Below are 25,298 nucleotides of genomic sequence, written 5' to 3'. Positions count from 1 at the left end.
TCACGACCGGTGTCGTCCCGGCCTTGCGCCGGGACCCATGGCCACCGGCCATGGTGGCGCAGCGAAATCGATCCACCAGCGTGCCTCACACATCTTCCTGGGGTTATGGGTCCCGGCGCAAGGCCGGGACGACGGCTGAGGTTGCGGTTGGCGCCTTCCATCACACTGTGCCTCCCATAAGACACGACACCGCCTTCCCGCCGCCCATGAGGCGCAGGTGATGCGGCAATCATGCCCCTCCTGAAAATCGAGAGGGCGCGAGGAAGGCCGGACCTCGGCTGAGGCCCGTGGCCCGCCTGCTCAAAAGAATGCAGGCGGCAGGTACCACAGGTACAGCCGGACAGACCCGGCCTTCCCCGCGCGACGGTGTTAACGGTGTCCTTCGTGCTCTCCCTGGGGATCGGCTCTCTTGCCCCCATCGCCCGCGCGTGCCGTCAAGCAACGCTCGCGAGCTTGACCTCAGCGTCGAGAGGTCAGGACCACACGACTTCGCCGTCCGCGCCGACTACGCTCGTCCAGCGCAGCCGTCACGTCCATCGCAGCCCGCCTCCACGTTCGTGACGACGCGTACGCCCCTCTGCTCGAGGCGGGATGGGCAAGACCATCGGTCTGATTTGCCCGACGACGCAAGCCGGCGCGGCTGCGGCAAACTAACTCGACGGGCATTTCGCGCATACGAAGCATGCGGAGATTGCTCGTCGGGCACATCTGGCCGGTGCTCCATCCAGACGTGATGCCGTGAAGGTCGGCTGACGATCAGCGGACGGACGGAGCAGCGGCGGCTTCACCCCGCGCCGCCAGCGGCAATGACGCCTGCCTCAGACTTTCCGACGGCGTCTCACCATAGATCTTTCGATACTCCCTGGCGAAATGCCCCGGATTGCTGAAGCCACATCGCAGGGCGATCGACGTCACCGTGTCACCCGCTTTCGCATCATACAGCATGCGGTGCGCATGTTGGATTCGCGTCAGCTTGATCTTCTCGGCCAAGGACACGCCACTCTTCGCGAAGTACTGATAGACCGTGCGGGGGCTGACGCCGTAGCGAACCGCGAGTTGCTGGATCGATATCTTCTGATCCCAGTTCGTCTCAATGTGTTCCAGGATCCTGCGAATGGGCTCCGGCACCTGGCGATCGCGATCGAGATGATCCGCGGTGACGTCGATCGTCGCGCCGACGAGATGGGTTCGTCCGTCGGACGGGCTGTAGACGGAGGTCGCCATGCCACGGACCCAGCGCACCGCACCGGCTTTGCCAAGCACCCGGTAGTCGCGCGTGTAGCCGGTTCGCTTCATGATCGCACGACGGATGACCTGCGCGAGCCCGTTCCGATCCTCGGGATGCACGTGGCACAACATGTCGCGCAGCGACGATGGCGACGCCGGCGGAAAATCTCCCTTGGAATCGTCTGCATCGACGATCAGGTTGAACGTCGACAGCCCAGCGAGCTTCTCCGCGGCCGCAAGCTGTTCTTCCAGGATCCTGGTTGTCGTGATGTCCTCGACCACGGCGCAGAACCACTTCAGGCGGCCCCTGGCGTCCCTGACGGGATTGACGGTCACGCGTCCCCACACGACGCTTCCGTCCGGCCGAAGATAGCGCTTGTCGAGCTGATAGGTCGCGATCTCGCCTGCAAGCAGCTTGTCGTGCTGCAGCCGATTGCGCTCCCGGTCCTCTGGATGCGTCAGATCGACAAAGGTCAGCCCACCGGTCTTGAGCTGCTCCAGCGTGTATCCGACGATCCGGCAGCATTCGGCGTTCGCAAACCGGATATGTCCCGTTGCACTGTCGATGATCGAGATGCCGATGCCGAGGCTGTCGAGAAACACCCTCGGCACCGCGATGACTTCGGCAATGTCCTTCTCTGGCATGTCGAAGCCGATACCATCCAATCCGAATGGAGCCTAGCGCCGAGGATCATGTCGATCTTGATCTAAGGCAATCCCGGCCCTGCGACACCTGAACACGCCCCGCAGATTCACGGCCATTCCTGCACAATCAGAACATCTCTGCAGATTGCTGCCTAACCGAATCTTACTGACGAGCTGTTAGATTGAATAAAGCCCCCCGGGAATTTACGGGGATCATCGAGTTCAGGAATGATCGCAGTCAGCGCCGTCTCCGGATCACAGCAACTACCGCGTGATCACGAGGATGTGCACATCGCTGGCGTGATCGTTTGCACAGGAGACCATCATGTTTGGCCGCAAGAACAACGCCGCATCCCTGGCCGCCCTGGCCGCAAACGCGATCACCGCGAAGGTGATGGTCGCTGACGACAAGCTCAACATCGTCTACATGAACGAGGCGGTACGGGCGCTGATGCGTGAGGCGGAGGCCGATCTCAAGACGCAGTTGCCGAACTTCCGCGTCGACGGCCTCATCGGCACCAACATCGACGTCTTCCACAAGGACCCGACCCACCAGCGCCGCATGCTGCAGGCCCTCGCCTCCGAGCACCGGGCCACCATCAAGATCGGCAAGTGGACGTTCGATCTGATCGCGCAGCCCTTGAAGCACCCGGACGGAAGCCGCGCCGGAACGGTCGTCGAGTGGTCCGACGCCAGCGTGCGGCTGCAGAACCTCGACTACAGCGCTCAGGTCGCGGCCATCGGCCGATCACAGGCCGTGATCGAATTCAACCTGGACGGCACCATCGTCACCGCCAACGACAATTTTCTGAATGCGCTGGGCTACAGCCTTCCGGAGATCCAGGGCAAACATCACAGCATGTTCGTTTCGCCGGAGGAGCGCAACAGTGCCGCCTATCGCGAGTTCTGGGCCGCCCTGAACCGCGGCGAATATCAGGCCGCGGAATACAAGCGGATCGGAAAGGGCGGCAAGGAGGTATGGATTCAGGCGTCCTATAATCCGGTGTTCGATCAGAACGGAAAGCCCTTCAAGGTCGTCAAGTTCGCCACCGACGTGACCGCCCAGAAGCTTCGGAATGCCGATCTCGCCGGACAGATCGCCGCCATCAGCAAATCGCAGGCCGTGATCGAGTTCGAACTGGACGGCACGATCATCAACGCCAACGACAATTTCCTGCAGGCGCTCGGCTATACGCTGTCCGAGATCAAGGGCCGCCATCATTCGATGTTCGTCGATCCGTCAGAGCGCGACGGTGCGGCCTACCGCAACTTCTGGGCCGCCCTGAACCGCGGCGAATATCAGGCCGCGGAATACAAGCGGATCGGAAAGGGCGGTCGCGAGGTCTGGATTCAGGCCTCCTACAATCCAATCCTCGACCTCAACGGCAAGCCCTTCAAGGTCGTGAAATACGCGACCGACGTCACCAAGCAGGTGCTGGTGCGGATGGGCAACGAGCGCGTCCGCGGCATGATGGAGTCCGTCGCCGCGGGTGCCGAGGAATTGAACGCCTCGGTGCGCGAGATTTCCGAGGCCATGACGAAGTCCCGCGAGACCGCGATGGGGGCGGCTGACCGGGTCGCCTCCGCCGATTCGCAGGCCAAGCGCCTGAGCGAGGCGACGCAGGCGATGAGCGGCATCGTCGAGCTGATCGGCAACATCACCGGGCAGATCAACCTGCTGGCACTCAATGCCACGATCGAATCGGCGCGCGCCGGCGATGCCGGCCGCGGCTTTGCCGTGGTCGCGTCGGAGGTCAAGAATCTCGCCACGCAGGCCAAGGCCGCCACCGACAAGATCGGCGCGGAGATCGCCGGACTGAACGGGATCTCCAGCGAGGTCGTCAATGCGCTGAACGCGATCAAGGTCGAGATCCAGAACGTCAGCGAATACGTCACCTCGACCGCCGCCGCCGTCGAGGAGCAGAGCACGGTGACCGGCGAGATGTCGTCCAGCATGCAGCGCGCAGCCGCAGAGGCGCAGGCGATCGCAGCAGGCAGGGCGTAGAGGCCGCCTGAGTACGGCGCTCCCCCGCAAGGGCCGCGGCGAGGATCAATCCTGCGTCGCGTCCCAGGTCACCGGCAGATTGAGCAGGCCGCGAAAGGCCCAGCCGCCGATGCGCACCGGCTCGGTGTCACGCAGGCGCAGGTTCTTGAGCCGCGCGAACAGCGTCGGGAGCGCGACGTCGGCGATCATCGCGCGCGAGGCCCAGGCGCCCGCACAGAAATGCGGGCCAGCACCAAAGGCGATGCTCTTGGAGACGTCGCGGCGGATGTCGAAGCGATCGGGTTCGGTGAAATGCGCCTCGTCGCGATTGGCCGAGCCGAACATCAGGAACACGCGCTCCTCCGGTTCGAAGGCGACGTCGCGAATCGTCCAGGGCTTGGCGATGCGCCGGGGCGACATGCCGATCGGCGAGATCCAGCGGGCGTATTCCTCGAACACCTGGAGCCAGCGCACCTCGCCATGGATGGCCAGCGCGAGCTGCTCGGGATGCGTCAGCAGCGCCCACACCGTGCCGGCGATCGCATCGCGCGGTTCGTTCTGGCCGCCCGAGATGGCGAGCTTGATGTTGGCGCGGATGCTCTCCATCGGCATTTGCGTGGCGAGCATCACGCCAAGCAGGCTCTGGTTCGGGGTCTTCTCCAGCACCGGCAGCATGTCGTCGATGGCAGCGTCGATGCCTGATGTCGCGGCGTTGCAACGCGCCTCGACCGCGGGATCCCCGGTGTAGTTGGCGATGCCGTCGATCATGGCCTGCGACCACGCATTCATGTCCTGGAAGCGCATGTTGGTGAGGCCGGTGATCAGCTTCAGGCACTCGGCCGAGAACGGCAGCGCGAAATCGCGAACGAGATCCACGTCCGTCGCAGGATCGAGCGCGTCGATCAGCCGGTCGGCGTGGGCCTGGAACTGCGCCAGCCAGTGCACCCGCACCGCGCGCGGCGACACCGCCGGCGCGATCGCCTGGCGCTCGGCCATATGCGCCGCGCCGTCCTTGCGCATCATGTTGTGGCCCATCAGCCGGTTCATCAGGCCCTGCGGCTGATGTGAGCTGAAGACGTCGATCTGCTTCTCGGAGACAAAGATGTCGTCGCGACGGCACAACAGCGTGCTGCCGAGCTGCGGCACGAAGGCGATCGGCGTCTCCTGGCGCATGCGAGCCAGCGCCGGATAGGGATCGGCCCAGAACGCGGCGGTATCGATGTCGAAATGCGGTGCTGTGCTCACTCTCGGTCTCCGGTTCTGACGGCGCAGGCTAGCCGCACGCTCCGGCAACGTCTGTCCCGGCGATGGGTGACAGCAGGCGAGCCCCTCGCTCAGTTCAGCGGCCGCGGTGTCGTCATCAGGCGGAGGGCGATCGCGAACAGCTCGTTCTGCGAGGCGATGCCGAGCTTCTCATAGGCGCGCTTGCGATAGGTGAAGACGGAGTTGAGGGCGATGCCGAGAGCCCCAGCGATCGCCTCGGAGGTGAAGCCTTCGAGGATGCGACGGCAGACGTCCTTCTCCCGCGCGGTCAGGACCGACAGCGGTCCGCCGGCGGCGAACAACGAAGCAAATCTGTCGGCCGGATCCATCGCGGCAGCGCGATCCTGGCAATGACGCGCGACGATGGCCCCCACGATCGGGGCGACCGCGGCGATGCGCTGGCGCTCGTGGGGCGCAAAACCGCCTTGGGCAGCAGTGCGATAGAAGTTCACGTAGGTGCAGTGCTCGCCGACCCAGATCGCGGTTGCGGCCTTGTCGACGATCTCGGAGTCCTCGAAGAACAGCTTGCGGTAGCCCTTCGGGTACATGCGGCGCGCGAAGTTCGGCAGCAGGATGTGGCGCGCTTCCGCGCGTTCGCGAAAGATCGTATCCCGGTTCGGATCGGCGGTGTGGAAGTGCTCCGAATAGGCCGCGCCGAGGTCGGGCCCGATCGCGATGTTCCCCGTACTGAGCAGGCAGCGCGCCGAGCGCTGGTCCTCGAAGGCGAACACCATGCAGTGGCCGACATCGGCAAGGATGCGCAACGTCTCGATCAGGACTTGCGGAAATTCGGGCTGTCCGATCGCGAGCACCATCGCGCCGACGGCACCGGCCGCCTCGATGCCAGGCTCCTGAGCCTCCATGCGTTCCTCCCGGATCTCTTTGTTCGCCGAAACCTAGCAGCAACCCGCCCTGGCTGGAAGCGCCGCCCCGCGTCACCAACCACGGGGACAGACACGAGGCCGCCGGTCCGGCTACGCTCATCGGCCAAAGTCTCGGCCAGTCAACGCGCCGAGCACGCTCAACGGGGAGGATATGCGATGAGGGCCGCGCTCACGGCGATCGGAATTGCTGCAACGATGGCTTTCGGCTCGCCCGCGCGCGCCGACATCAAGGTCGGTATCGTGGTGTCCGCAACCGGGCCCGGCTCGGCGCTCGGGCAGCCGCAGATCAAGGCAGTGGCCGCGCTGCCGAAGGAGATCGACGGCGAGAAGATCGTCTACATCGCGCTCGACGACGAATCCGACAGCGTGAAGGGACTGCAGAACGCGCGCCGCCTGGTGATCCAGGACGGTGTCGACGTCATCATCGGCTCCTCGCTGACGCCGGTCACCATGCCGATGCTCGACGTCGCGCTCGAAAGCAGGACGCCGCTGCTGTCGCTGGCGGCCTCGACCGCGATCGTGCAGCCGATGGACGACAAGCGCAAATGGGCATTCAAGGTCGTGCCCAATGACGACATCATGGCCGCGGCGATGCTGAAATACATCGCCAAGACCGGGGTGAAGACGCTCGGCTTCATCGGCGTGTCCGACGGCTATGGCGAGGGCTATTATCAGGAGGTGACGAAGCTGGCGCCGAAGCTCGGGCTCACGGTGACGACGCACGAGGTCTATGCGCGCGGCGACACCAGCGTCACCGGCCAGGCGCTCAAGGTGATCGCCACCAATCCGGATGCGGTGTTCATCGCCTCCGCCGGCACGCCGGCGGTGCTGCCCCAACAGGCGCTGCGCGAGCGCGGCTATGCGGGGAGGATCTTCCAGACCCATGGCGTCGCGACACAGGAGTTCATCAAGCTCGGCAGGGAGAATGTCGAGGGCGCGGCGTTCGCCGGCGAAGCGTTCTCGATCGCCGACGACCTCCCCGCGGAGGATCCGTTCCGCCGCGCCAATGACGAATTCGTTTCAGCCTATCGGGCCGCCAATGGTGACAAGCCGAACATCTTCGCCGCACATCTGTGGGACACCGCCACGCTGCTCAAGCGGGCCATCCCGGGCGCATTGAAGGCGGCCAAGCCGGGCACCGCAGAGTTTCGCGCCGCACTGCGCGACGAACTGGAGCGCGGCAAGGACGTCTATCTCAACAACGGCCTCTCCAACATGAGCCCGACCGACCACAACGGCTACGACGAGCGCTCGGCGTTCCTGATCAAGGTCGAGGGCGGGAGATTCAGGCTGGTGAAGTAGTCAAGCTCGTGATCGGAAGCATAGTCTGCCGCGCAGGCGGTGCACTCCCCTCCCCGCAAGGGGGAGGGGGGCGCACTGGTCGTGCGGCACGACACGGGCTCGAACGATAAGCGGCGACGGCCCCAACTACGCCGACAAACTCTCCGCCACCGGCGCCTTGCCCAAAATCAGGTCCGCCGCCTTGTCGCCGATCATCAAGGTCGCGGCGTTGAGGTTGGCGGAGATCATGCGCGGCATGATCGAGGCGTCGGCGACGCGCAGGCCCTCGAGACCATGGACGCGGAGTTGGTCGTCGACCGTTGCCCAGGTCGAGTCCGCTGGGCCCATCCGGCAGGAGCAGCCGGGATGGAAGGTGGTGGTGGCGCGCTGCGTCGCCGCGGCCAGGAACTCATCGTCGCTGTTCACCTTCGGTCCCGGGAAATCCTCATAGGCGTAGTACGGCGCGAGCGGGGCCGAGGCCAGCAGCCGACGCGCCAGCTTCATGCCGGCGACGACCACGCGGCGGTCGAGCTCGGCGGTGAGATAGTTGGTCTGGATCAGCGGCGGCGCGAACGGGTCGGCGGAGCGGATGCGGACGTAGCCGCGGCTCTCCGGGCGCTGCTGCCAGGAAGCGACCGTCATGCCGGGCTCGTCCTCGAGCTGGCCCTGCACGCCCTCCTTGTAGCTCGCCGGCGTGAAGGTGAGCTGCAGGTCGGAGCGCTCGGCGGTCTCGCCGGAATGCCAGAAGCAGTAGACCATGGTCGGCGACAGCGACAGGATGCCGCGCCGCGTCACCGCCCATTTCAGCGCCTCGCCCCATAGATTGAGGCCGCGCGCGAGCTCGTTGACGGTCTTGATGTTCTTGACACGCGCCACCGTGCGCGGCGCGTAATGGTCCTGCAGGCCCTCGCCGACGCTGTTGAGCGCATGGCGCACCTCGATGCCATGCTCCTGCAGCAGCGCGGGCGCGCCGATGCCGGAGAGCTGCAAGAGCTGCGGCGAGTTGTAGGCACCACCGGACAGGATCACCTCTTTTCGCGCGCGCACCTCGACCGGCGCCCCGCCGCGCCCGCCGCGGCTGTAACGCACGCCGACCGCGCGTTTGCCTTCCAGCACAACGCCGGTGGCATGGGCGTGGGTGCGAACCTCGACGTTCGGCCGCTTGCTGGCCGGACGCAGGAAAGCGGTCGCCGACGACACGCGGCGGCCGTTCTGGATGGTGCGCTGGACGTATGAGACGCCTTCCTGGATGGCACCGTTGTAGTCCGGGTTGCGCGGGATACCGAGCGAGACAGCGCCATCCATGAAAGCCTCGCACAGCGTGTCCTTCCACTCCATGGTGGTCACGATGAGGTTGCCGTCGCGGCCGCGATACTGGTCCTCGCCGGCGCCGATGCGCTTCTCCATGCGCTTGAAATTCGGCAGCACGTCGGAATAGCTCCAGCCGCGATTGCCCATCTGCGCCCAGGTGTCGAAATCCTGGCGCTGGCCGCGATTGTAGACATGGCCGTTGATCGAGGAGGAGCCGCCGAGCGTCTTGCCGCGCGGCGCGTAGATGCTGCGCCCCGCCGTGTACGGCCCCGGCTCCTGCTGATAGCCCCAGTTGATGCTCTTCATGTAGAAGGTCTTGATGAAGCCGGCGGGCAGATGGATGTAGGGATGCCAGTCGCGCGGCCCCGCCTCCAGCACGCACACCGTGACCTCAGGGTCCTCGCTGAGGCGGCTCGCCAGCACACAGCCGGCGGAGCCGGCGCCCACGATCACATAGTCGAAGGTATCCATCTGGTCGTTCGTCCCGGTCTCGTCATCATCAGCCGCGCGAGGCGGCAAGCGGCCATAGCGCGGTCAGCGCGGCTTGTCATTCAATTGGTAGTCGAGATGCGCCTTCACGGTCGGCCATTCGGCCGCGGTGATGCTGTAGACGACGGTATCCCGCAGCGTGCCGTTCGGCGCGATCTGGTGGCTGCGCAAAATGCCGTCCTGCTTGGCGCCGAGCCGCTCGATGGCGCGCCGGCTCTGGTGGTTGAAGAAATGGGTGCGGAACTCGACGGCGATACAGTCCATCGCCTCGAAGGCGTGCGCCAGCAGCAGCCGCTTGCACTGCGTGTTGAGCGCGCTGCGCTGCACCCGTTTCGCATACCAGGTCGAGCCGATCTCGACGCGGCGGTTGGCGGCATCGACGTTCATGTAGGTGGTCATGCCGGCGACACGGCCGTCGGCATCGAGCACCGTGAACGGAAGCATGCTTCCTGTGGCGAACAGGCCGAGCCTCCGCTCGATCTCCTTGGCCATGGTCTCGGGTTTCGGAACTGCGGTGTACCACAGCTTCCACAATTCGCCGTCACTGACGGCCTCGACCAGCGCGTCGTGATGGTCCGCCGACAGCGGCACAAGGCTCGCATGCGGGCCGCGAAGGGTGACTGGTTCAAGAAAGGGCATCAGCAGTGTCCGTCATTGCGAGGAGAGCAAGCGACGAAGCAATCCAGAGTCGCATGTGCCGCTCCCGATGGCTTCGCTGACGCTCGCGATGACGGAACTATCACGTAGAGCGTCACTTGTTCAGAAAATTCAGCGCCAGGCCCGGTCGTGGCCAGTCCATCGCCACCAGCTCACCCCTGCCCGACAGCGTGATGTAGGCCGTCTTCAGCTCGGGACCACCGAAGGCGATGTTCGTCGTGACGCGGTCACCGGTCGGCACCTGCTCGACCAGCGTGCCGTCGGGCGCGATCACGCTGATGCAGCCGGTCACCAGCGTGGCGACGCAGACATTGCCGTTCGCCTCGACCGCGAGCGAATCGAACATCTGGTAGCCTCCGAGCCCCGCGATCGGGCGGCCGCGCTCGCCGCGATAGATCACCTCGCGCGGCTTCACCGTGCCGGGCTCGGCGAGATCGTAGGCCCAGAGACGCGCGGTCGGCGTCTCCGCGATGTAGACCGTCTTCTCGTCCGGCGATAGCCCGATGCCGTTGGCCGGCAGAATGCCGTGGACGGCCTCGACGATCTCGCTCATGCCGGGCTTGAGGTAATAGAACGCGCCGACGTCCATGTCGCGGGCGCGGCGTTTGCCGAGGTCCGAGAACCACAGGCCGCCGTGACGGTCGAACACCAGATCGTTCGGCCCGCGCAGCGCGTGCTCGCCGCAGCGGCTGACGACGGTCTCGATCGTGCCGCTCTGCAGATCGACGCGCTGGATCGAGCCGCCGAGATAGTCCTCGGGCTGTGGGCCCGGCATGATCATCTTGCCGGTCGGAATCCAGGAAAAGCCGCCATTGTTGCAGATGTAGATCTTGCCGTCGGGCCCGAGGGCTGCGCCGTTCGGCCCGCCCGGAATCTGCGCCACGATCTCCTTGCGGCCGTCGGGAAACACCCGCGTCAGGCGCTTGCCGCGGATCTCGACCAGCACCACCGAGCCGTCGGGCATCACCACGGGCCCTTCCGGAAATTCCAGATCTGTGGCGAGCACGCGCATGTCGGACATCGGACGACCTCCCGCTTTCGTCGCCGCGCTGCGGCGCATGGTTGTTAGGCGTGAGTTATCGCAAAGCCGGCACGGCTTGCCAAGCAAGCGGCTGAGCGCGAGACCGCAGAGCAGCCCTGCTGAGGGAGACGCTTGCAGCGTGTCGACGCAAGTTGGTACCGCGCGCGATGTTTAGCGGATCACCGGCAGCCAGATTTCCAGGCCGCCATTGCCGGTGAGCGGGTCGAAACGCCGATCATAGCGCTCGAAGTTCGGCGCATCGGCGACCTCATAGCCCGACTGCGGCAACCAGCGATTCCAGATCGTGTGTACAGTGCGGCGGATCGACGAGACGTGGCCGGAATGCGTGAACACGGCGAACGTCGCCGCCGGAACCCGCACGCGGCTGAAGGTCCGAGGCAGGTCGGAAAAATCGGCCACCTCGACGCCCGCGATATAGTCGAAATTGCCGGCATCGTCGCCGTTGCAGCACACGCCATAAGCCACCACGCCGCGGCGCGCCGGAACCTCGTCCACGATCTCGTTGAAGCGACGCCACAAGGCCGGGATGCCGGCGCCATTGTCGACGCTGACGCGGTCGCCGAGGCCGGCGACGAGCAGCGGCTGCGCGGTGACGAAGCGTGGGGCGGCGAGATCATCGAGCGGGGTCTGGTCCATCAGGATCGGCTCCTGCAGTGCGAGGCCATCGAGGCGCGCACGGGCGCGCACCGCTTCCGGCGTGACGCCGAACTGGTCGCGGAACGCGCGCGTGAACGCTTCGTGGGAGCCGTAGTCAGCCTCGAGCGCGAGACTGAGAATGTCGGGTGCGCCAGAGGCCAGAGCCCGTGCCGCCTCGCTGAGACGGCGCAGCCTGACATAGCGCATCACCGAGACGCCGGTCGCCGCCGCGAACGCGCGCACGATGTGGAAGCGCGACACGCCGGCGATGGCCGCGACCTCATCCAGCGTCAATGGCGCCGACAGATGGCTCTCGATGAACCAGAGCGCTTTCTGGGCCGGGTTGGTGGACACGCCTCTCTCCTATCGAAGCGCCCGATCCTGCGCGCGGAGATCCACATGCGCTTGATCGTTGTTGCGCTGCGGGCCGTGCTATTTGCCGGCCGGCTTCGCCGGCGCCGCGTCCTTGGCGGCCGGCGCATCGGCCTTCTTCCTCAGCTCGTCCGCAAGTTTCGCCTGCGACGCCTTGAGTTCGTCGATCAGGCCCTGCTGCGAGATCAGCGCAGCCTTCAGCGCCTGGATCTGCCGATTCGCCGCATCGAGCTTCTGCTGCTGATCGAGCGATTGCTTGGTCATCGTCTTCTGCAGGAAATCGATATTGCTCTGCAGACATGATGTCCGTCGATCCATCGCCTTTTCTGCAGTGCAGATTTCGATGCCCGGAATATCCTGCGCATGTCCGGCAGAACTCACACCTGTCGCGAGCGCGCTCGCGGCAAAGATCATTCGCGCGGCAATGAATTTTCGCATCACAATTTTCTCATTGGCTTGCCCAACACATGATTTTGCGTGGAACTGACGGAGTTTCCTGATTGATACCATACTGAGACCTCAATCGCGCATTGAAGTTCCGGCTGGGACCCGTTTTTAGGGAGATGGACAGAATGGCTACGCGCGAAAAACGGCTGGCGCAATTCGACGGCAGCGGTGAGCCGCCGCCCGGACAGACGGTCGAGGTGCTGTGCGAGGATCACAGCGGCACCTATCAACTGCCGTTCCCCTGCTTCTACATTGATGGCAAATGGCACAACAAGGAATCCGGCGGCGCGCTCGAAGCCACCGTCATCGGCTGGCGGTTCCCGCGCGCGCGATTTGACGAGCGCAATGGACGCCGTCCGCAGCCGAGCTTCGTTGCCGATCGCGCTTCGTCTTATTGATCATGCCGGGCCCTGAGTTCTGCTCAGGGCCGGTCTTGCCGAAAATATGGTTTTGAACGCAGATTGAGCATCACGACCGGATAGGCCATCAGCAGCGAGCCGGCGACGATCGCGAGGGCAGCCGTTCCAACGTCGAGCACACCGTCACCCCACGCTCGCCGCCACATCGCAATTGCAATCGGAAAGAACAGAATCAGCGCCGTCGCCAGCCCCGGCGAGAATCTGCCTCCGCTGCGCAGGAACGGCAGGATGTGGAAGAAGACGGCGTTGATGATCATCAGCGCCGCGTAGGTGAGCGCGGCCGGCGGCCACGTCTCGGCAAGCTCTGCCTGCACCGCGCCGAGCACGACCACCAGCGCGTTCGTCACGTAGAAGTCGCTCCACTCGACCGGCAGCTTCATCACCGTCCGCGCCCAATTGCGCCAATCGAACGTGTATTCCTCGAGAATATGCGCGCCGTAGGCCGCGAGCGCGAGCCAAGCCAATGTGGTCAATGTCATGATCGATGCTCCCCTCGCGGGTGATGGACCGGCGCCAGACCGGTCGCAAGGGGCAATGTAGAGCACCCAGGCGCGAAAAAGGCAGCGCGCGTGCCGTGTTTCAAAATGCGACGGCGCTTCCTTGCAGTCTTAATCCTTGGAACGCTGCTGGAACGAATCGCGTCCGAATCGGATGCCGCATCTGGTGCGCGATCTGTTCACGCTAGATGTCGGACACATCGGAGACGACCCACCACATCGTGAGGGGAAGCCTCCGGCCGCTTGCCGCAACCGGATGCCAAAGACTAACGGAGAAGGAGATCTGGCGCTCAGGTCCAGGGCGTGACCGGCGGCACGTTGTCGGTCGCCGGCGGCATCTCGACCGTCTTGAAGTCGGCCGGGCTGACGATCTCCATATATTCCATGTCAGGGGAATAATCGTAGAGGTAGTGCACGATGCCGGGACGCTGGTGCACGACGTCGCCGGCCTTCACCAGGGTCGGCTTGTCCTCGTACATGAAGCGGGCCCAGCCCTTCATCATGATGACGATCTGGAAATCGCAATCATGGCGATGCCAACCTGTGCCATCCACCGGCGGACAATCCGGATTGGCCTTGACGAGGTGGCAGATCACCTGGCCGCCGGTGGCGTCGGCGATGCCGAGATCGCGGTACAGGAAGAAGTCGCGCAACCCACCGCCCTTGTAGTCGGTGTCCTCGGGCTTCACGTGCGAGAACTTGGTCACCACTGCATGCTGGTTCATGACGGCCTCCACCGGTTGATCGCGACATCGGCGACCGTTGCGGCCCATCGATCGGCCACAGCGGCCACCACGTCCGAAAGCGGATTGTGCCATGCGAAAACCACGCCACGCTCTGTCTGCAACGCAGAGATCGGTAGGCCAGGGCGGCATCGCGAGGCGAACTGATTGCCAACAACCGGGTTTTGGCCGACGCCACACGGCAATGGTGACGTGCTGACAGCTCGCGCCACGCGCCGAGAAGACGCAAATCCGGCTTCAAATTGAGCAGCCGCTGCCCGCGGCGTGAGCCGTTCTCGCTGGAGCCGCGGCTGCAAAGGGCCGCGGGCACGCGCCGCTGACGGCAGAACACCTAGTACTCGACCTCCAGCTCCTCGATCTCCTCGGGCTCGGCCTTGGCGGCCTCGATCCATTGCTGCATCTCCGGCATCGCCATGATCAGGTCGGCATAGGCCCTGAGCCGCGGCTCGAGCTTCACGTCATAAGTCACGAAGCGCGTCACCACCGGCGCATACATCGCATCCGCCATGCCACGCTGGCCGAACAGAAATGGGCCGCCGGATATGTCCAGGCAGTCGCGCCAGATCGCCCAGATGCGATCGATGTCGGCCTGCGCCCGCGTCCAGACCGTGAAGCCCGGAAAGTGGCCCTTGAGATTGACCGGCAGCGACGCCCGCAGGGTCGTGAAGCCAGAATGGATCTCGCCCGAAATCGAGCGGCAATGCGCGCGCTGGATGCGGTCGGCTGGCAGCAGGCCCGCCTCCGGAAAGGTCTCGTTGAGGTACTCGCCGATCGCCAGCGTATCCCAGATCGTCGCACCATCGTGGCGCAGGCACGGCACCAGGATCGAGGACGACAGCAGCAGGATCTCGGCGCGAGCCGATGCGTCGTCCGGACCGACGATCACCTCGTCAAAATCCAGTCCGGCAAACCTGGCGAGCAGCCAGCCGCGCAGCGACCACGACGAGTAATTCTTGCTGCTGATGGTCAACGTCGCTTTGGCCATGTCGCCCTACCCTCTTGCCGCATTGTCGTTTGTCGTTCGCCCATCGTGCCGCTCGTGCGACCGGCATCATGCGCGGAGCCGGATACGTCGGAGATATCATCGAGCAAGCGACATGCCAGTTTTTCAGGCAAGACTCGGCCGTTCTGGCTCCGATATTGCATACAGCAATGCATGTAATGGATCGGACGCGATGGCGCTGCTGTACCAAGCCTATCAGAACCACATGGACCTGACCGAGCCGTGGCGCCAGAGCGCGGCAGCCGCCATGCGCTATCTCAACCTGATCCCATCAGGGCTATCCAGCCGCGCCATGCGGCGTCTGTCCGCCGCGCTCGAGCTGATCTCCCGCTCAGCCTTGACCTACGCCCGCCCGGCGTATGGCATCGATAGCGTAATGGTCGGCAACCGCGAACTCGCCGTCACCGAAGAGGTCACGTTCAAGACGCCGTTCGGCTCGCTCCTGCACTTCAAGAAGGACGCTGCGCCGGAGCAGCCCAAGGTGCTGCTTGTCGCGCCAATGTCCGGCCATTTCGCCACCCTGCTGCGCGGCACCGTGAAGACGCTACTGCAGGATCACGACGTCTATATCACAGACTGGCACAATCCGCGAGACATCCCGCGCGATCACGGCCGCTTCGGTCTGGAAGATTACACCGATCATCTCATCAGTTTTCTCAGCCAGCTCGGTCCGCGGCCGCACATGGTCGCGATCTGCCAACCGTCGGTGTCGGCACTCGCGGCCACCGCCGTGATGTGCGAGGACGACCATCCGTCGCGCCCCGCCACCTTGACCTTGATGGCCGGACCGATCGACACGCGGATCCAGCCGACCAAGGTCAACGAGTTCGCCAAGAGCAAGCCGATCGACTGGTTCGAGGACAACCTGATCCACTACGTGCCCTTTCAATGCAGGGGCGCCTTCCGAAAGGTCTATCCGGGCTTCGTGCAGCTCACGGCCTTCGTCTCGATGAATCTCGAGCGCCACGTCAAGCAGCACATGGATCTCGCCAACCATCTCGCCAAAGGCGAGGTCGAGAAGGCCGAAACGATCAAGACCTTCTACGACGAGTACTTCGCGGTGATGGATCTGCCGGCGGAGTTCTACATCGAGACGGTGCGCGACGTTTTCCAAGAGCATCTGCTGCCGCAAGGCAGACTGATGCATCGCGGCCGTCCCGTCGACCCGAAGGCAGTCCGGCGCATCGGCCTGATGACGGTCGAGGGCGAGCGTGACGACATCTGCTCGATCGGCCAGACGCTCTCGGCGCAGGACATCTGCACCAATGTGCGCGCCTATCGCCGCGTCCATCACATGCAGGCCGGCGTCGGCCATTACGGCGTGTTCAGCGGCAAGAAGTGGAATAACGAGATCTATCCGCTGCTGCGGGATTTCGTGCACGTCAATTCGTGAAGCGACCGCGCTGCACGCGTTGCAGCGTGGCCGACGGCGCCTCCCCGAACTTGTTGCGATAGGCCCCCGCCATCCGCCCGAGATGGGTGAAGCCAAGGTCGAAGGCGATGTCGATGATCCGCGCCTCCGGTGGAGCCGCCATCAATTGCGCATTGAGCCGCGCCAGCCGGATGTCGAGCAGCATGTCGGAGATCGACATCCCGAAATGGCGGCGAAAGCCGCCCTGCAGCGCCCGGATCCCCACGCCTGACGACGCCGCAAGTTGCGCCAGATCGAGCGGTTCGGCTGCGTGCGCTGCCAGAAGATCACGCGCCCGGCGGACGGCCTGCGGCAATGTCTCGACCCGGCCGGAATGCAGCCTGATCGCTTCCGCCAGGCCATTGCCGGGCTGCTCGAACAGAATGTCCAGCAGCGTCTCGCGCCAATTGGCTGCCGCAACCGGTGGCAGGCCGCGCCCACCGCCGAGACGCTCGGCGAGGTCCGCGAGCCCGAGCATGTGAGCCCGGAGCCGCGAGCCAGGACATCCCGACAACGCGATTGCGGGATCGAATTCGATCGGTTGCACCGCGCGCCCGGACAGCGCTGCTGCGCGCTGTTCCACGAGACGGCGGTCGAGCAACAGGATCAACTGAGCGCAAGCGTCCCAGACCATCCGCGTGGGCAATGTCGGCGACAGCAGTGATGCCGCATGGTCTGGCGCCGTCGCGACCTCGCCGGCCCCGGCAAAGACCCGCGCGGTCCCCGCCAGCGGGAGCTGCAGCAGAAAGAAGCGGTCGAGACAGCCCGGATCGATGGTTACCGCACCGCCATAGGCGACGTAGTTGATGGAAAAGCCATCGAATGCCGCGCAATTATGCAGAGCGAGGAAATCGCGCGCAGTATCCGCCTCCGGTTGCAGCCCATGCGGACAGAAGATGCGGCCTATTTGTTCAGCCGCCTCATCGACATCGTGCGTTGCAACACGGCCATAGGCTGTAAGCCGCGGCACAGCCGGAGACTTCCAACTACGATCAGCGGCTGCATCTGCAGTCATGGCCTACGTCGCCCGTCGAGATCGTTTGAAACCTATAATAATTAGCAACTGACGTCGAGGGATTCGTTTTCTGGATAGACTCGGCGTCGCCCCGGCTTGATCCTCCCACGCGTGCAGCAAGGAGATCCGCCATGATCACACTCGAAAAAGGCATCACGCGCGCAGGTACCGGCTATGCCGGCAAGACCTGGAATATCCTGGGTCAGCTCTATTATCCGAAAGCCGTCACCGACTCCACGTTCGCCTTCGAGACCAACAGCGAGCCCGGGCAGTTCGTGCCGGTTCACGTTCATCCCACCCAGGACGAGTTCATCCTGGTGCAGGAAGGCGTCCTCGACCTCAAGCTCGACGGCGTCTGGGTCAAGGCGAATGCCGGCGACCTCGTGCGCATGCCGCGCGGCATTCCGCATGGCTACTTCAACAAATCCGACAAGCCGGCGCGCGCGCTGTTCTGGGTCTCCCCGATGCAGAAGCTGGAAGCGCTGTTCAACATGCTCGACAATCTCGCCGACCCAGCCGAAGTGGTGCGGATCTCGGCGGAACACGAGGTCGACTTCCTGCCCCCGGAGGCCAACGACTAGGCGGCAGCGCGGGCCCCAGCGGGCGCCCCCGCCCTTTTGTTGCGGTACGAACGGCGCGCGATCATCGCTATCGGCTCCGTGCGCCTGCGGCATGAGCAGCGGCTGCGCTCGAACGAGATGCGATCGGCGAGATCCTTCTCGCCCTGATTTCGATGCTGCCCCATCCGTCGGCATCGCACGCCTCGGTCGCGCCGGGCGACCTTCGTCACCATCAAACTCTCGCGGGCTTCTGCAGCGCGGCGGGCGAATGCCGCCCGAACGCGGCTGCGCGCTCGACAACAAGGAGGTCCCATGATCAGCCGAAAGAATGTCTGTGTGATCGGCGCCGGCGTCTCCGGCCTGGCTGCAGCCAAAGCATTCACCGCCCGCGGGCACGACGTCACCATCGTCGAGCGGAGCGTCGATCTCGGCGGCGTCTGGGAGCCCGCGCGGTCCTATCCCGACGTGCAGACGCAGAGCCCCAAGGAGCTCTATCGCTACACCGACAAGGCGATGCCGGATCACTACCCCGAATGGCCGAAGGGACCGCAGGTCCATGCCTATCTTGCCGACTACGCGAAATCCCACGACCTCATCCGCCTGATGCGGTTGAACACGACCGTGCTTGCGATGCAGCGCCGCAGTGACGGCAAGCCTGGATGGAGCCTCGACCTCAAAACAGGAGACCGGACGCGCCGGGAGGATTTCGATTTCGTCGCCGTCTGCACCGGTCAGTTCAACGAGCCGCAGACGTTGTCGCTTGGCGGCGAAGATCAATTCGCGGCCGCCGGCGGCTTGATCCTGCATTCCTCGAAATACAACGATGCCGCGCTCACGAAGGGGCGCGACGTGGTGGTCCTCGGCGGCTCGAAATCGGCAACCGACATCGCGGTCAACGCCGTGCGCTCCGGCGCGCGCTCGGTCACGATCGTGCTTCGTGAAGCGGTGTGGCGCATTCCCTACTTCATCGGCGGTCTGATCAACTTCAAGCGCATCCTCTATATCCGCGCCCAGGAGCAGATGTTCCCAAGCTGGGGCATGGGCCCGCTCTCGCGCCTTGCCCATCTGCTGGCCAAGCCGCTCGTCTGGGCCAATTGGCGCGGCCTGGAAAGCCTGCTCAAGATGCAGTTGAAGCTCGCCAAATGCAACATGGTGCCGAAGGGCAGGATCGAGGACGGCGTGAACTGCTCAGTCCCGATCGCGACGCCCGACTTCTTCCCGATGGTCGCAGACGGCCGGATCAAGGCCGTCTACGGCACCTTCGGCCATTACGAGCCGAACACCATCGTGACCAGCGGCGGCGAACGAATTCCGGCCGACGTCGCGATCCTCGCCATCGGCTACAAGCTCGGGGTCCCGTTTCTGTCGGATGCCGACCGCGCCAGACTGGTCGATCCGGACGGGCAGTACCGGCTCTATCGGCTGATCGCCAATCCCGATCTTCCCGACATGGGATTCGTCGGCTTCAATTCGAGCTTCTGCACCGTGCTCTGTGCGGACATGGCCGCCAACTGGCTGGTGCGGTATGCCGACAAACAGCTGGCGCATCAACCGAGCGAGCGCGAGATGCGCGACAACATCGAGATGATGCTGCATTTCAAGCGGATCGAGCGCCCTGCCGCGGGCGTGTATGGCGGACTTTGCGTCGCGCCCTACCACTTCAAGCATTTCGATGAACTGCTTGCCGACATCGGCGCTCAGCGCCGACGGCGCAATCCATTCGCCGAGATGTTCACGCCGCCCGATGCGGACGCGTATAACGACTTCCTCGCATCCGCGCCGGCCTATCAGGCCGGCTGAGGTGGCGGCGAACAGTCTCGCCGCGCTGCAGACACAGTGACGCCGCAAGCGCGACGCATTGCAGAGGGATGGCCGGCCCTGTGGAGCGCTGGCCTTCCCGACACAGTCGGGCTATCCAAGGCGCCCCGGCCTCCAGCCGTTCGCCTCGGAGCCTGCCATGATCCTCTCGACCCATCTCCGCACCATCGGTCTCGCCGCTTCGGCCGCGTTCCTCCTGACCACCGCGGCCCAAGCCGCAGAAGTCCACGTCATGATCTCCGGCGGCATGACCGCTGCGTTCAAATCCCTGGTGCCGGAATTCGAGCGGCGCTCGGGTCACAAGGTCACGATTGCCTACGGCCCGTCGATGGGAACAACCACGAATGCGATTCCCGTTCGCCTCGAGCGCGGCGAACCTGCCGATGTCCTCATCATGGTGGGCTACGCACTCAGCGATCTCACCACCAAGGGCAAGGTGACGCCGGATAGCCGCGCGGACCTCGCCAACTCGCCGATCGGCGTCGCGGTCAAGTCGGGGACGCCGCATCCCGATATTTCGAACGCGGAAGCCGTGAGACGCATGCTGATCGCCGCCAAGACCATCGCCTATTCGGACAGCGCGAGCGGCGTCTACGTCTCCACCGAGATGTTCGACAAGCTTGGCATCAAGGACGAGATGAAAGGCAAGGCGCGGATGATTCCGGCCACTCCCGTCGGCGAGATCGTCGCCCAGGGCGAAGCGGAGATCGGCTTTCAGCAGATCAGCGAGCTCAAGCCGGTGAAGGGCATCGACATCGTCGGGCCGCTGCCGGCCGGACTGCAGAAGATCACCGTGTTCTCCGCCGGCATCGCTACGGCCGCCAAGGAGCCGGAGGCCGGCGAGGCGCTCATCAAGTTCCTGCAATCACCGGACGCGCGTCACGTCATCGCGGAAAGCGGCCTCGATCCGATTGTGAGGCGGGCGCCGAACTGACGATGAAGCGTGCCGGCTGAGACGATGGCTCTCCCCCGCCGGTGGCGTGGGAGAGTCGGCCAAGCAGCGTCGGGTGCGCTTACTGGGTGAGCAAAGTCGACTCGCTCAGATTGTTGGCGCCGTAGGCCTTCTTGAGCAGACCGTTCGCCTTGGAATCCGTCATGAACTTGGTGACGAAGGCCAGCGACTGCGGATGCTTCAGCGGCACCGCGACCGCGGTGTCCGTCTTCTTGAAGGTCTCGGCGAGCACCTTGGTGCCGGAAATCTGCTTGGCGATGAGATTCAATTGATCGCGCGCCAGCGCGAGCGCGTCGATCTCGCCGGCGCTGAGCAGCGCATAGACTTCCTCGTAGGATTTGAAGCCGGTGACGGTCGCCTTCTTCAGGAAAGCCTTGGCACCGCGCAGCACGGTCGTGTCGTTGATGGCCGCTACCTCGGTGCCGGCCTGGTCCAGCGCCGCGATGTTGGCGACGTCGAGACCGGCGCGGATGATGAAGGTGGTCTCGACCGAATCGTAGACCGGACCGAACGAGACCTTGGTTTCGCGCTCCGCGTCCTTCGGCATGAAGGCCACATCCCAGACGCCCCGAGCAGCTTCATCGGTGATCGCATTGGAATTCGGATGCTCGACGAACTCGACGGGCACACCGACCTGCGCGGCCATGGCCTTGCCGAGTTCGACCGGAACGCCTGAATAGCCGCTGTCCGACTTGACGCACCAGAACGCACCGCCGGCGGGGCCAACGGCAATGGCGACACGAAGCTTGCCGGTCGGCGCGATTTCTTCCTTCAAGCCGGCTGCGCCGGCGGCGTTGCCGGCAAACGTGACTACCGCAGCTGCCAGGGCTGCGTCACGCAGCCAGCGCCAAAACGCCATGGCCCTCTCCCATTGGATTGCAGGTTGGATACGAGCCGCACCTTGCCGGGAGCACCGTTAAATACAACTTACCTCGCTTGCGCAAAGCAGCATGCGACGCGCAAAACTTGCGCGTCGCAATTACGGTTTCAAATAACTCGATACCGAAAACCGATTAAGCGTCGCTTAAACGCAGCGCCGAACCGCGACGCCATTGACGATGACCGTGCGGCACGCCGCAGCCGCCACCGGCGGCTTGCGAACCACCACGGCGCCCGCCGCACCGGCGCAGCCGGCCCGCACGACGCCCCGAGCGCAGACCACGGCGTTGGCATCCGACATCGACACGAACGGCATCGCCGCCAGGATGAACAATCCGCACAGCGTGGAAATAATGGCACGTGAGACAATGGCGCTCATCTTCAAACTCCTGATCATGATCTGATTGGTCAAATATCCACCCCGTCGCGACCTTGCCTGGGACTCCCCCGCCCGACAATTGTGACAATTTGGGTGGATCGCGCTCGTATGCATCTCGGATGGTAACCATGGACGGCAGCCGCTCCGCATCAGCGATTGGCCGCGAACTGCGCGAGCATGCCCTTGCAGCCAGGCGTCAGCGCGCCGGCATTGGCCGCGAGGCACTGCGCGATTCGACCGCCACCCGGCTCGATGCCGCTGCACAACGCCCGCGCGTCGGCGCCGCAGGCGGCCCTCACGATGCGCAACTCCTCGAGCGGCCGCAGCGGTCGCAGCACCAGCGCCGGCGGTGCAGCAGTGGTTGTCACCGCGGGCGCGGCGACAGCCGCAGTCGCCGGCGCGGCGCCGCCGCGCGAAGACGCCATCGCCTGGGCGCAGGGAGCGGACAGCTTGGCCTTGTTCTGCTCCAGGCATTGCAGCGCCGCGGCGCCGCCCGGCGGCACGCTGCTGCAGACCTTGCGGTAATCGGAGCCGCAGGCACTCCGGATCGCGGCCACCTGCGCCTCGCTCGGTTGGGCTGCGGGCGCTGACGCCGCTGCAGCCGGCTTGGCCGCCGGGGACTGCGTAGGCACGGCCGCAACGGCCGCGGCCGGCTGCGCCGCTGACTTCGGAGGCTCGGGAGGCTTGCTCGCCTCGGCGACGGCCGGCTTGGCCGGGGCGGACGGCGCCGAAGCCGGCTTAGCTTCCGCGGCAGGCTTGGTTTCCGCCGGCGGCTTGGCCTCCGCCGAGGGCCTGGTCTCTGCCGCGGGCTTGACCTCTGCCGCAGGCTTGGCCTCTGCCGCGGGCTTGGCCTCCGCGGCAGGCTCGAGCGCCTTGACCGCCGTCTGACAAGATGAGGACAGGCTCGCGATGTTCTTCTGCAGGCATTGGAACGCCGCCGTGCCGCCGGGCGGCACGCTCGCGCATTTCGCCATGTAGTCGGACCGGCACGCCGACTTGATCGCGTTGCGCTGCGCATCGCTCTGCGCCAGCGCCTGCGTTGCTGCAAGGCCGGCCGCCGCGGCCATCCCGAGCACCAGCATTCTCCTGAAGCGATTGATCATCGGTCGATCCTCAATGGTGTCGTGCTTCAATGACTTGTCGCCAGCGCAGCCGCCCGCATGGTGGCCAATCGGGTCTCATCAGTATGCGCACGTGCATATCGGCCCAGGCTGCGCCGGCGGCGGATGCCTGACAATTGGGAAAATTTGGGTGGATCGCATCCTCACTCCGCCGGCGCCGGCCGCAGCGCCGGCTGCGCCGCCGGAAGCTCCGGCGGCAGGATCAGCGCGGCGATGACCGCGACCAGGCAGAGCGCGGCGAAGGCCTGCAGCATGGTGACGAAGCCGCCGCGCTCATACAGCCAGGCGACGAGGCCGACGGAGGCGCCGGCCGCGGTGAAGCCGATGAAATAGCGCACCGCATAGGCGCGCGAACGCCATTCCTCGGCGGTGTACTTGCCGACCATGGCGTCGTTGACGGTGACCTGCCCGAACGCACCCATGACGATGCCGATCGAGGCCAGGATCAGCGCCCAGTCGCGCGCGTCGGCGGCGAGATACAGCAGCGGCGCCAGCACCAGCGACAGCGGCAGCGCGATCGTCTTCAGCGCGTGGCGATCGAGCAGCCGGCCGATCGTATACTGCGTCATCGCGCCGAACACGTAGACACCGGCCGCGATCACGCCGAGCAGTGCCGGGCTCTGCGTCAGCCCCGCCAGCCGTTCCGCGAACAGTTTTGGCAGCGCCACGGTGATCGCGTTGAACGTCGTCGAGATCGCGATCACCACCAGCAGCAGCGCCAGCACCACGCGCCACATCTGGTCGCGCGCGACGCGGGCCTGCGCCGCCGCCTGCTTCGATCCGCGGCGGTCCTCATGCACGACCGCCAGCGCGAATACCACGCCGATCGCCACCGTGATCACCCCGGGTACGATGAAGGCGAAGCGCCAGCCGAGATATTGCCCGACCACGCCGGTGACCAGCGCAGACGAGGCGACGCCGAGATTTCCGAACACGCCGTTCAGCCCCATGTCGCGGCCGAGCCGGTCGGCATAGGACACCAGCATCGCCGTTCCCACCGGATGATAGATCGAGGCGAACAGGCCGATCGAAAGCAGCGCCGCGCCGAGCTGCCACGGCGTCCGCACCAGGCCGACCGAGATCATCGACAAGCCGATGCCGAGATAGAAGATCAGCATCATGTGCCGCCGGCTCCAGCGGTCGCCGAGCCAGCCGGTCAGGAGCGACCCGGCGCCGAAGGCGATGAAGCCCGGCGTCGCATAGGGCAAGAGGTCCGCATAGGCCATGCCGAGCGCCGGGCCCATGATGATGACCGCGGCTGCGAAGATCAGCATCGCATAATGGTCGATGAAATGGGCCGCGTTGACGAAGCCGATGACGCGGCGGGCGCTGTTCATGGGAGCTGTCCTCGATTCCTGACGGATCGGTTATAGTCGACGCGACCAACGAGAAGCCGCCAATGACCATCGTGGACACGCCATTGAAGCCGCTCGGCGCCGACCGGGTGACGACCGAGCCCGGCGTCCATCTGATCGCGCGCCTCTATCAAAAAGGTGCGCGGCTCGATCCGCACATGCACCGTGAATCCCAGTTGATCTACGCCTCGCGCGGCACGATGCAGGTGACGACGCCGCGGGGACGCTGGCTGGTGCCACCGGACCGCGCGGTCTGGGTGCCGGCGCGCCATGGCCACGCCATCGACATGCTGGCCGACAGCCAGATGCGGACGCTGTATTTCGAGCTGGACTGGCTGAAGCGGGAGACGCGGGGCGCGCGGCTCGACCGCGAGTTCGTCGTGCAGGTGTCGCCGCTGCTGCATCAGGCGATCCTGGCGCTGTTCGCGGCGGACGGCGGGCCGGAGCGCACGGCGCTGCTGGTGCGGCTCGCTCTGCTCGAATTGCGCCGCGCCGAGGATTCCTCGACCTTCATCCCCTTGCCGCAGGATCCGCGCGCGAGACGTGCCGCCCACCTCGTCCTCGCCTCTCCCGCGAGCGAGGAGGACCTGGCGACCCTGGCGGGCAAGGTCGGCAGCTCGGCCCGCACTTTGTCGCGGCTGTTCGCGGCGGAGACGCGGCTGAGCTTCAAGGCGTGGTGCCAGCGCGCCCGGATCGCCGCCGCGATCGAGCGGCTGTCCACCGACCGTCACCTCTCCGTCAAGCAGCTCGCCGCCGATCTCGGCTATGCCAGCGTACCGGCGTTTTCGCATGCCTTCAGGCAGGTCACCGGCCGCACTCCGACCGAATTCGCGGAGCAGACAGGTGCATGACTCGCCGGCCGCATATGCACACCGCGACGGCGGCGTTGACGATTTGTTATGTTTGAA

Annotated in this window: 24 protein-coding genes; 8 read left to right on the top strand and 16 right to left on the bottom strand. The window is 65.1% G+C overall.

What is annotated here, in order from left to right:
- Positions 1 to 756 precede the first annotated feature (756 nt).
- Entirely contained in the window at positions 757 to 1,872 is a 1,116-nt protein-coding gene (locus ACQR03_RS10815) for a helix-turn-helix transcriptional regulator (RefSeq protein ID WP_316167560.1), read from the bottom strand.
- Positions 1,873 to 2,197: 325 nt separating this feature from the next.
- Here ACQR03_RS10815 and ACQR03_RS10810 point away from each other — a divergent pair, with 325 nt between their 5' ends.
- Entirely contained in the window at positions 2,198 to 3,877 is a 1,680-nt protein-coding gene (locus ACQR03_RS10810) for a methyl-accepting chemotaxis protein (protein ID WP_315750233.1), read from the top strand.
- 45 nt (positions 3,878 to 3,922) lie between these two features.
- On the opposite strand, the gene ACQR03_RS10805 is transcribed toward ACQR03_RS10810, so the two are convergent.
- Entirely contained in the window at positions 3,923 to 5,101 is a 1,179-nt protein-coding gene (locus tag ACQR03_RS10805) for a cytochrome P450 (protein ID WP_316167558.1), read from the bottom strand.
- An 89-nt stretch (positions 5,102 to 5,190) separates the two neighbouring features.
- Positions 5,191 to 5,982: a helix-turn-helix transcriptional regulator gene (locus ACQR03_RS10800; RefSeq protein WP_316167556.1), complete on the bottom strand. Its 792-nt coding sequence runs from the start codon at positions 5,980 to 5,982 to the stop codon at positions 5,191 to 5,193.
- A 177-nt stretch (positions 5,983 to 6,159) separates the two neighbouring features.
- Here ACQR03_RS10800 and ACQR03_RS10795 point away from each other — a divergent pair, with 177 nt between their 5' ends.
- Positions 6,160 to 7,305, top strand: coding sequence for an ABC transporter substrate-binding protein (locus ACQR03_RS10795; RefSeq protein WP_316191921.1), 1,146 nt, complete (start codon positions 6,160 to 6,162; stop codon positions 7,303 to 7,305).
- A 126-nt stretch (positions 7,306 to 7,431) separates the two neighbouring features.
- Here ACQR03_RS10795 and ACQR03_RS10790 read toward each other — a convergent pair whose 3' ends face one another.
- The 5 genes from ACQR03_RS10790 to ACQR03_RS10770 all read right to left on the bottom strand — a co-directional run bounded on the left by ACQR03_RS10790 (position 7,432) and on the right by ACQR03_RS10770 (position 12,229).
- On the bottom strand, positions 7,432 to 9,066 hold the full coding sequence (locus tag ACQR03_RS10790; RefSeq protein WP_316167553.1) for a GMC family oxidoreductase: 1,635 nt from the start codon (positions 9,064 to 9,066) through the stop codon (positions 7,432 to 7,434).
- A 63-nt stretch (positions 9,067 to 9,129) separates the two neighbouring features.
- The gene (locus ACQR03_RS10785) at positions 9,130 to 9,723 is read right to left on the bottom strand and encodes a GNAT family N-acetyltransferase (RefSeq protein ID WP_316186792.1); all 594 of its coding nucleotides are present in this window, start codon (positions 9,721 to 9,723) and stop codon (positions 9,130 to 9,132) included.
- Positions 9,724 to 9,835: 112 nt separating this feature from the next.
- The gene (locus ACQR03_RS10780; protein WP_315718056.1) at positions 9,836 to 10,762 is read right to left on the bottom strand and encodes an SMP-30/gluconolactonase/LRE family protein; all 927 of its coding nucleotides are present in this window, start codon (positions 10,760 to 10,762) and stop codon (positions 9,836 to 9,838) included.
- 171 nt (positions 10,763 to 10,933) lie between these two features.
- The gene (locus tag ACQR03_RS10775) at positions 10,934 to 11,773 is read right to left on the bottom strand and encodes an AraC family transcriptional regulator (protein WP_316169158.1); all 840 of its coding nucleotides are present in this window, start codon (positions 11,771 to 11,773) and stop codon (positions 10,934 to 10,936) included.
- A gap of 78 nt (positions 11,774 to 11,851) precedes the next feature.
- Positions 11,852 to 12,229, bottom strand: a complete 378-nt coding sequence (locus ACQR03_RS10770; protein ID WP_434841301.1) for a hypothetical protein — start codon at positions 12,227 to 12,229, stop codon at positions 11,852 to 11,854.
- Between the two features lie 134 nt (positions 12,230 to 12,363).
- On the opposite strand from ACQR03_RS10770, the gene ACQR03_RS10765 reads away from it, so the two are divergent.
- On the top strand, positions 12,364 to 12,636 hold the full coding sequence (locus ACQR03_RS10765) for a hypothetical protein (RefSeq protein WP_315718054.1): 273 nt from the start codon (positions 12,364 to 12,366) through the stop codon (positions 12,634 to 12,636).
- A 23-nt stretch (positions 12,637 to 12,659) separates the two neighbouring features.
- Here ACQR03_RS10765 and ACQR03_RS10760 read toward each other — a convergent pair whose 3' ends face one another.
- The 3 genes from ACQR03_RS10760 to ACQR03_RS10750 form a co-directional block, all read right to left on the bottom strand.
- Entirely contained in the window at positions 12,660 to 13,136 is a 477-nt protein-coding gene (locus tag ACQR03_RS10760; protein WP_315718053.1) for an HXXEE domain-containing protein, read from the bottom strand.
- Positions 13,137 to 13,444: 308 nt separating this feature from the next.
- Positions 13,445 to 13,879, bottom strand: coding sequence for a cupin domain-containing protein (locus tag ACQR03_RS10755; protein WP_315718052.1), 435 nt, complete (start codon positions 13,877 to 13,879; stop codon positions 13,445 to 13,447).
- 349 nt (positions 13,880 to 14,228) lie between these two features.
- Positions 14,229 to 14,882, bottom strand: coding sequence for a glutathione S-transferase family protein (locus tag ACQR03_RS10750; protein WP_434841302.1), 654 nt, complete (start codon positions 14,880 to 14,882; stop codon positions 14,229 to 14,231).
- Positions 14,883 to 15,072: 190 nt separating this feature from the next.
- Between ACQR03_RS10750 and ACQR03_RS10745 the strand changes: the two genes are divergently transcribed.
- The gene (locus tag ACQR03_RS10745; RefSeq protein ID WP_316169159.1) at positions 15,073 to 16,293 is read left to right on the top strand and encodes a polyhydroxyalkanoate depolymerase; all 1,221 of its coding nucleotides are present in this window, start codon (positions 15,073 to 15,075) and stop codon (positions 16,291 to 16,293) included.
- Here the strand turns inward: ACQR03_RS10745 and ACQR03_RS10740 are convergent.
- Positions 16,283 to 17,326, bottom strand: coding sequence for an AraC family transcriptional regulator (locus tag ACQR03_RS10740; protein ID WP_315718049.1), 1,044 nt, complete (start codon positions 17,324 to 17,326; stop codon positions 16,283 to 16,285). The genes ACQR03_RS10745 and ACQR03_RS10740 overlap by 11 nt on opposite strands.
- Before the next feature lie 131 nt (positions 17,327 to 17,457).
- On the opposite strand from ACQR03_RS10740, the gene ACQR03_RS10735 reads away from it, so the two are divergent.
- From ACQR03_RS10735 to ACQR03_RS10725, 3 genes are all read left to right on the top strand, one after another.
- The gene (locus tag ACQR03_RS10735) at positions 17,458 to 17,907 is read left to right on the top strand and encodes a cupin domain-containing protein (protein WP_315718048.1); all 450 of its coding nucleotides are present in this window, start codon (positions 17,458 to 17,460) and stop codon (positions 17,905 to 17,907) included.
- Between the two features lie 291 nt (positions 17,908 to 18,198).
- The gene (locus ACQR03_RS10730; RefSeq protein ID WP_434841303.1) at positions 18,199 to 19,686 is read left to right on the top strand and encodes a flavin-containing monooxygenase; all 1,488 of its coding nucleotides are present in this window, start codon (positions 18,199 to 18,201) and stop codon (positions 19,684 to 19,686) included.
- A 157-nt stretch (positions 19,687 to 19,843) separates the two neighbouring features.
- Entirely contained in the window at positions 19,844 to 20,638 is a 795-nt protein-coding gene (locus ACQR03_RS10725; RefSeq protein ID WP_315718045.1) for a substrate-binding domain-containing protein, read from the top strand.
- A 79-nt stretch (positions 20,639 to 20,717) separates the two neighbouring features.
- On the opposite strand, the gene ACQR03_RS10720 is transcribed toward ACQR03_RS10725, so the two are convergent.
- From ACQR03_RS10720 to ACQR03_RS10705, 4 genes are all read right to left on the bottom strand, one after another.
- On the bottom strand, positions 20,718 to 21,515 hold the full coding sequence (locus ACQR03_RS10720; protein ID WP_315718044.1) for a transporter substrate-binding domain-containing protein: 798 nt from the start codon (positions 21,513 to 21,515) through the stop codon (positions 20,718 to 20,720).
- Positions 21,516 to 21,680: 165 nt separating this feature from the next.
- On the bottom strand, positions 21,681 to 21,914 hold the full coding sequence (locus ACQR03_RS10715) for a hypothetical protein (RefSeq protein WP_315718042.1): 234 nt from the start codon (positions 21,912 to 21,914) through the stop codon (positions 21,681 to 21,683).
- 149 nt (positions 21,915 to 22,063) lie between these two features.
- Positions 22,064 to 23,017, bottom strand: coding sequence for a cysteine rich repeat-containing protein (locus ACQR03_RS10710; RefSeq protein WP_316226441.1), 954 nt, complete (start codon positions 23,015 to 23,017; stop codon positions 22,064 to 22,066).
- A 161-nt stretch (positions 23,018 to 23,178) separates the two neighbouring features.
- Positions 23,179 to 24,372 (bottom strand): MFS transporter, encoded by a 1,194-nt coding sequence (locus ACQR03_RS10705; protein ID WP_434841304.1) that lies wholly within the window; start codon positions 24,370 to 24,372, stop codon positions 23,179 to 23,181.
- Positions 24,373 to 24,434: 62 nt separating this feature from the next.
- Between ACQR03_RS10705 and ACQR03_RS10700 the strand changes: the two genes are divergently transcribed.
- On the top strand, positions 24,435 to 25,241 hold the full coding sequence (locus tag ACQR03_RS10700; RefSeq protein ID WP_316169164.1) for an AraC family transcriptional regulator: 807 nt from the start codon (positions 24,435 to 24,437) through the stop codon (positions 25,239 to 25,241).
- The last annotated feature ends 57 nt before the right edge of the window (positions 25,242 to 25,298 follow it).

The organism is Bradyrhizobium sp. HKCCYLS3070 (assembly GCF_051167575.1).
Lineage (GTDB): Bacteria > Pseudomonadota > Alphaproteobacteria > Rhizobiales > Xanthobacteraceae > Bradyrhizobium.
This window is presented reverse-complemented; position numbering and strand designations above follow the sequence as displayed.

Coding starts and splice junctions, on each gene's coding strand:
- ACQR03_RS10815 (WP_316167560.1), bottom strand. CDS start 1,872: ATGCCAGAGAAGGACATTGCCGAAGTCATCGCGGTGCCGAGGGTGTTT.
- ACQR03_RS10810 (WP_315750233.1), top strand. CDS start 2,198: ATGTTTGGCCGCAAGAACAACGCCGCATCCCTGGCCGCCCTGGCCGCA.
- ACQR03_RS10800 (WP_316167556.1), bottom strand. CDS start 5,982: ATGGAGGCTCAGGAGCCTGGCATCGAGGCGGCCGGTGCCGTCGGCGCG.
- ACQR03_RS10795 (WP_316191921.1), top strand. CDS start 6,160: ATGAGGGCCGCGCTCACGGCGATCGGAATTGCTGCAACGATGGCTTTC.
- ACQR03_RS10790 (WP_316167553.1), bottom strand. CDS start 9,066: ATGGATACCTTCGACTATGTGATCGTGGGCGCCGGCTCCGCCGGCTGT.
- ACQR03_RS10785 (WP_316186792.1), bottom strand. CDS start 9,723: ATGCCCTTTCTTGAACCAGTCACCCTTCGCGGCCCGCATGCGAGCCTT.
- ACQR03_RS10780 (WP_315718056.1), bottom strand. CDS start 10,762: ATGTCCGACATGCGCGTGCTCGCCACAGATCTGGAATTTCCGGAAGGG.
- ACQR03_RS10770 (WP_434841301.1), bottom strand. CDS start 12,229: ATGCGAAAATTCATTGCCGCGCGAATGATCTTTGCCGCGAGCGCGCTC.
- ACQR03_RS10765 (WP_315718054.1), top strand. CDS start 12,364: ATGGCTACGCGCGAAAAACGGCTGGCGCAATTCGACGGCAGCGGTGAG.
- ACQR03_RS10760 (WP_315718053.1), bottom strand. CDS start 13,136: ATGACATTGACCACATTGGCTTGGCTCGCGCTCGCGGCCTACGGCGCG.
- ACQR03_RS10755 (WP_315718052.1), bottom strand. CDS start 13,879: ATGAACCAGCATGCAGTGGTGACCAAGTTCTCGCACGTGAAGCCCGAG.
- ACQR03_RS10750 (WP_434841302.1), bottom strand. CDS start 14,882: ATGGCCAAAGCGACGTTGACCATCAGCAGCAAGAATTACTCGTCGTGG.
- ACQR03_RS10745 (WP_316169159.1), top strand. CDS start 15,073: ATGGCGCTGCTGTACCAAGCCTATCAGAACCACATGGACCTGACCGAG.
- ACQR03_RS10740 (WP_315718049.1), bottom strand. CDS start 17,326: ATGACTGCAGATGCAGCCGCTGATCGTAGTTGGAAGTCTCCGGCTGTG.
- ACQR03_RS10735 (WP_315718048.1), top strand. CDS start 17,458: ATGATCACACTCGAAAAAGGCATCACGCGCGCAGGTACCGGCTATGCC.
- ACQR03_RS10730 (WP_434841303.1), top strand. CDS start 18,199: ATGATCAGCCGAAAGAATGTCTGTGTGATCGGCGCCGGCGTCTCCGGC.
- ACQR03_RS10725 (WP_315718045.1), top strand. CDS start 19,844: ATGATCCTCTCGACCCATCTCCGCACCATCGGTCTCGCCGCTTCGGCC.
- ACQR03_RS10720 (WP_315718044.1), bottom strand. CDS start 21,515: ATGGCGTTTTGGCGCTGGCTGCGTGACGCAGCCCTGGCAGCTGCGGTA.
- ACQR03_RS10715 (WP_315718042.1), bottom strand. CDS start 21,914: ATGAGCGCCATTGTCTCACGTGCCATTATTTCCACGCTGTGCGGATTG.
- ACQR03_RS10710 (WP_316226441.1), bottom strand. CDS start 23,017: ATGATCAATCGCTTCAGGAGAATGCTGGTGCTCGGGATGGCCGCGGCG.
- ACQR03_RS10705 (WP_434841304.1), bottom strand. CDS start 24,372: ATGAACAGCGCCCGCCGCGTCATCGGCTTCGTCAACGCGGCCCATTTC.
- ACQR03_RS10700 (WP_316169164.1), top strand. CDS start 24,435: ATGACCATCGTGGACACGCCATTGAAGCCGCTCGGCGCCGACCGGGTG.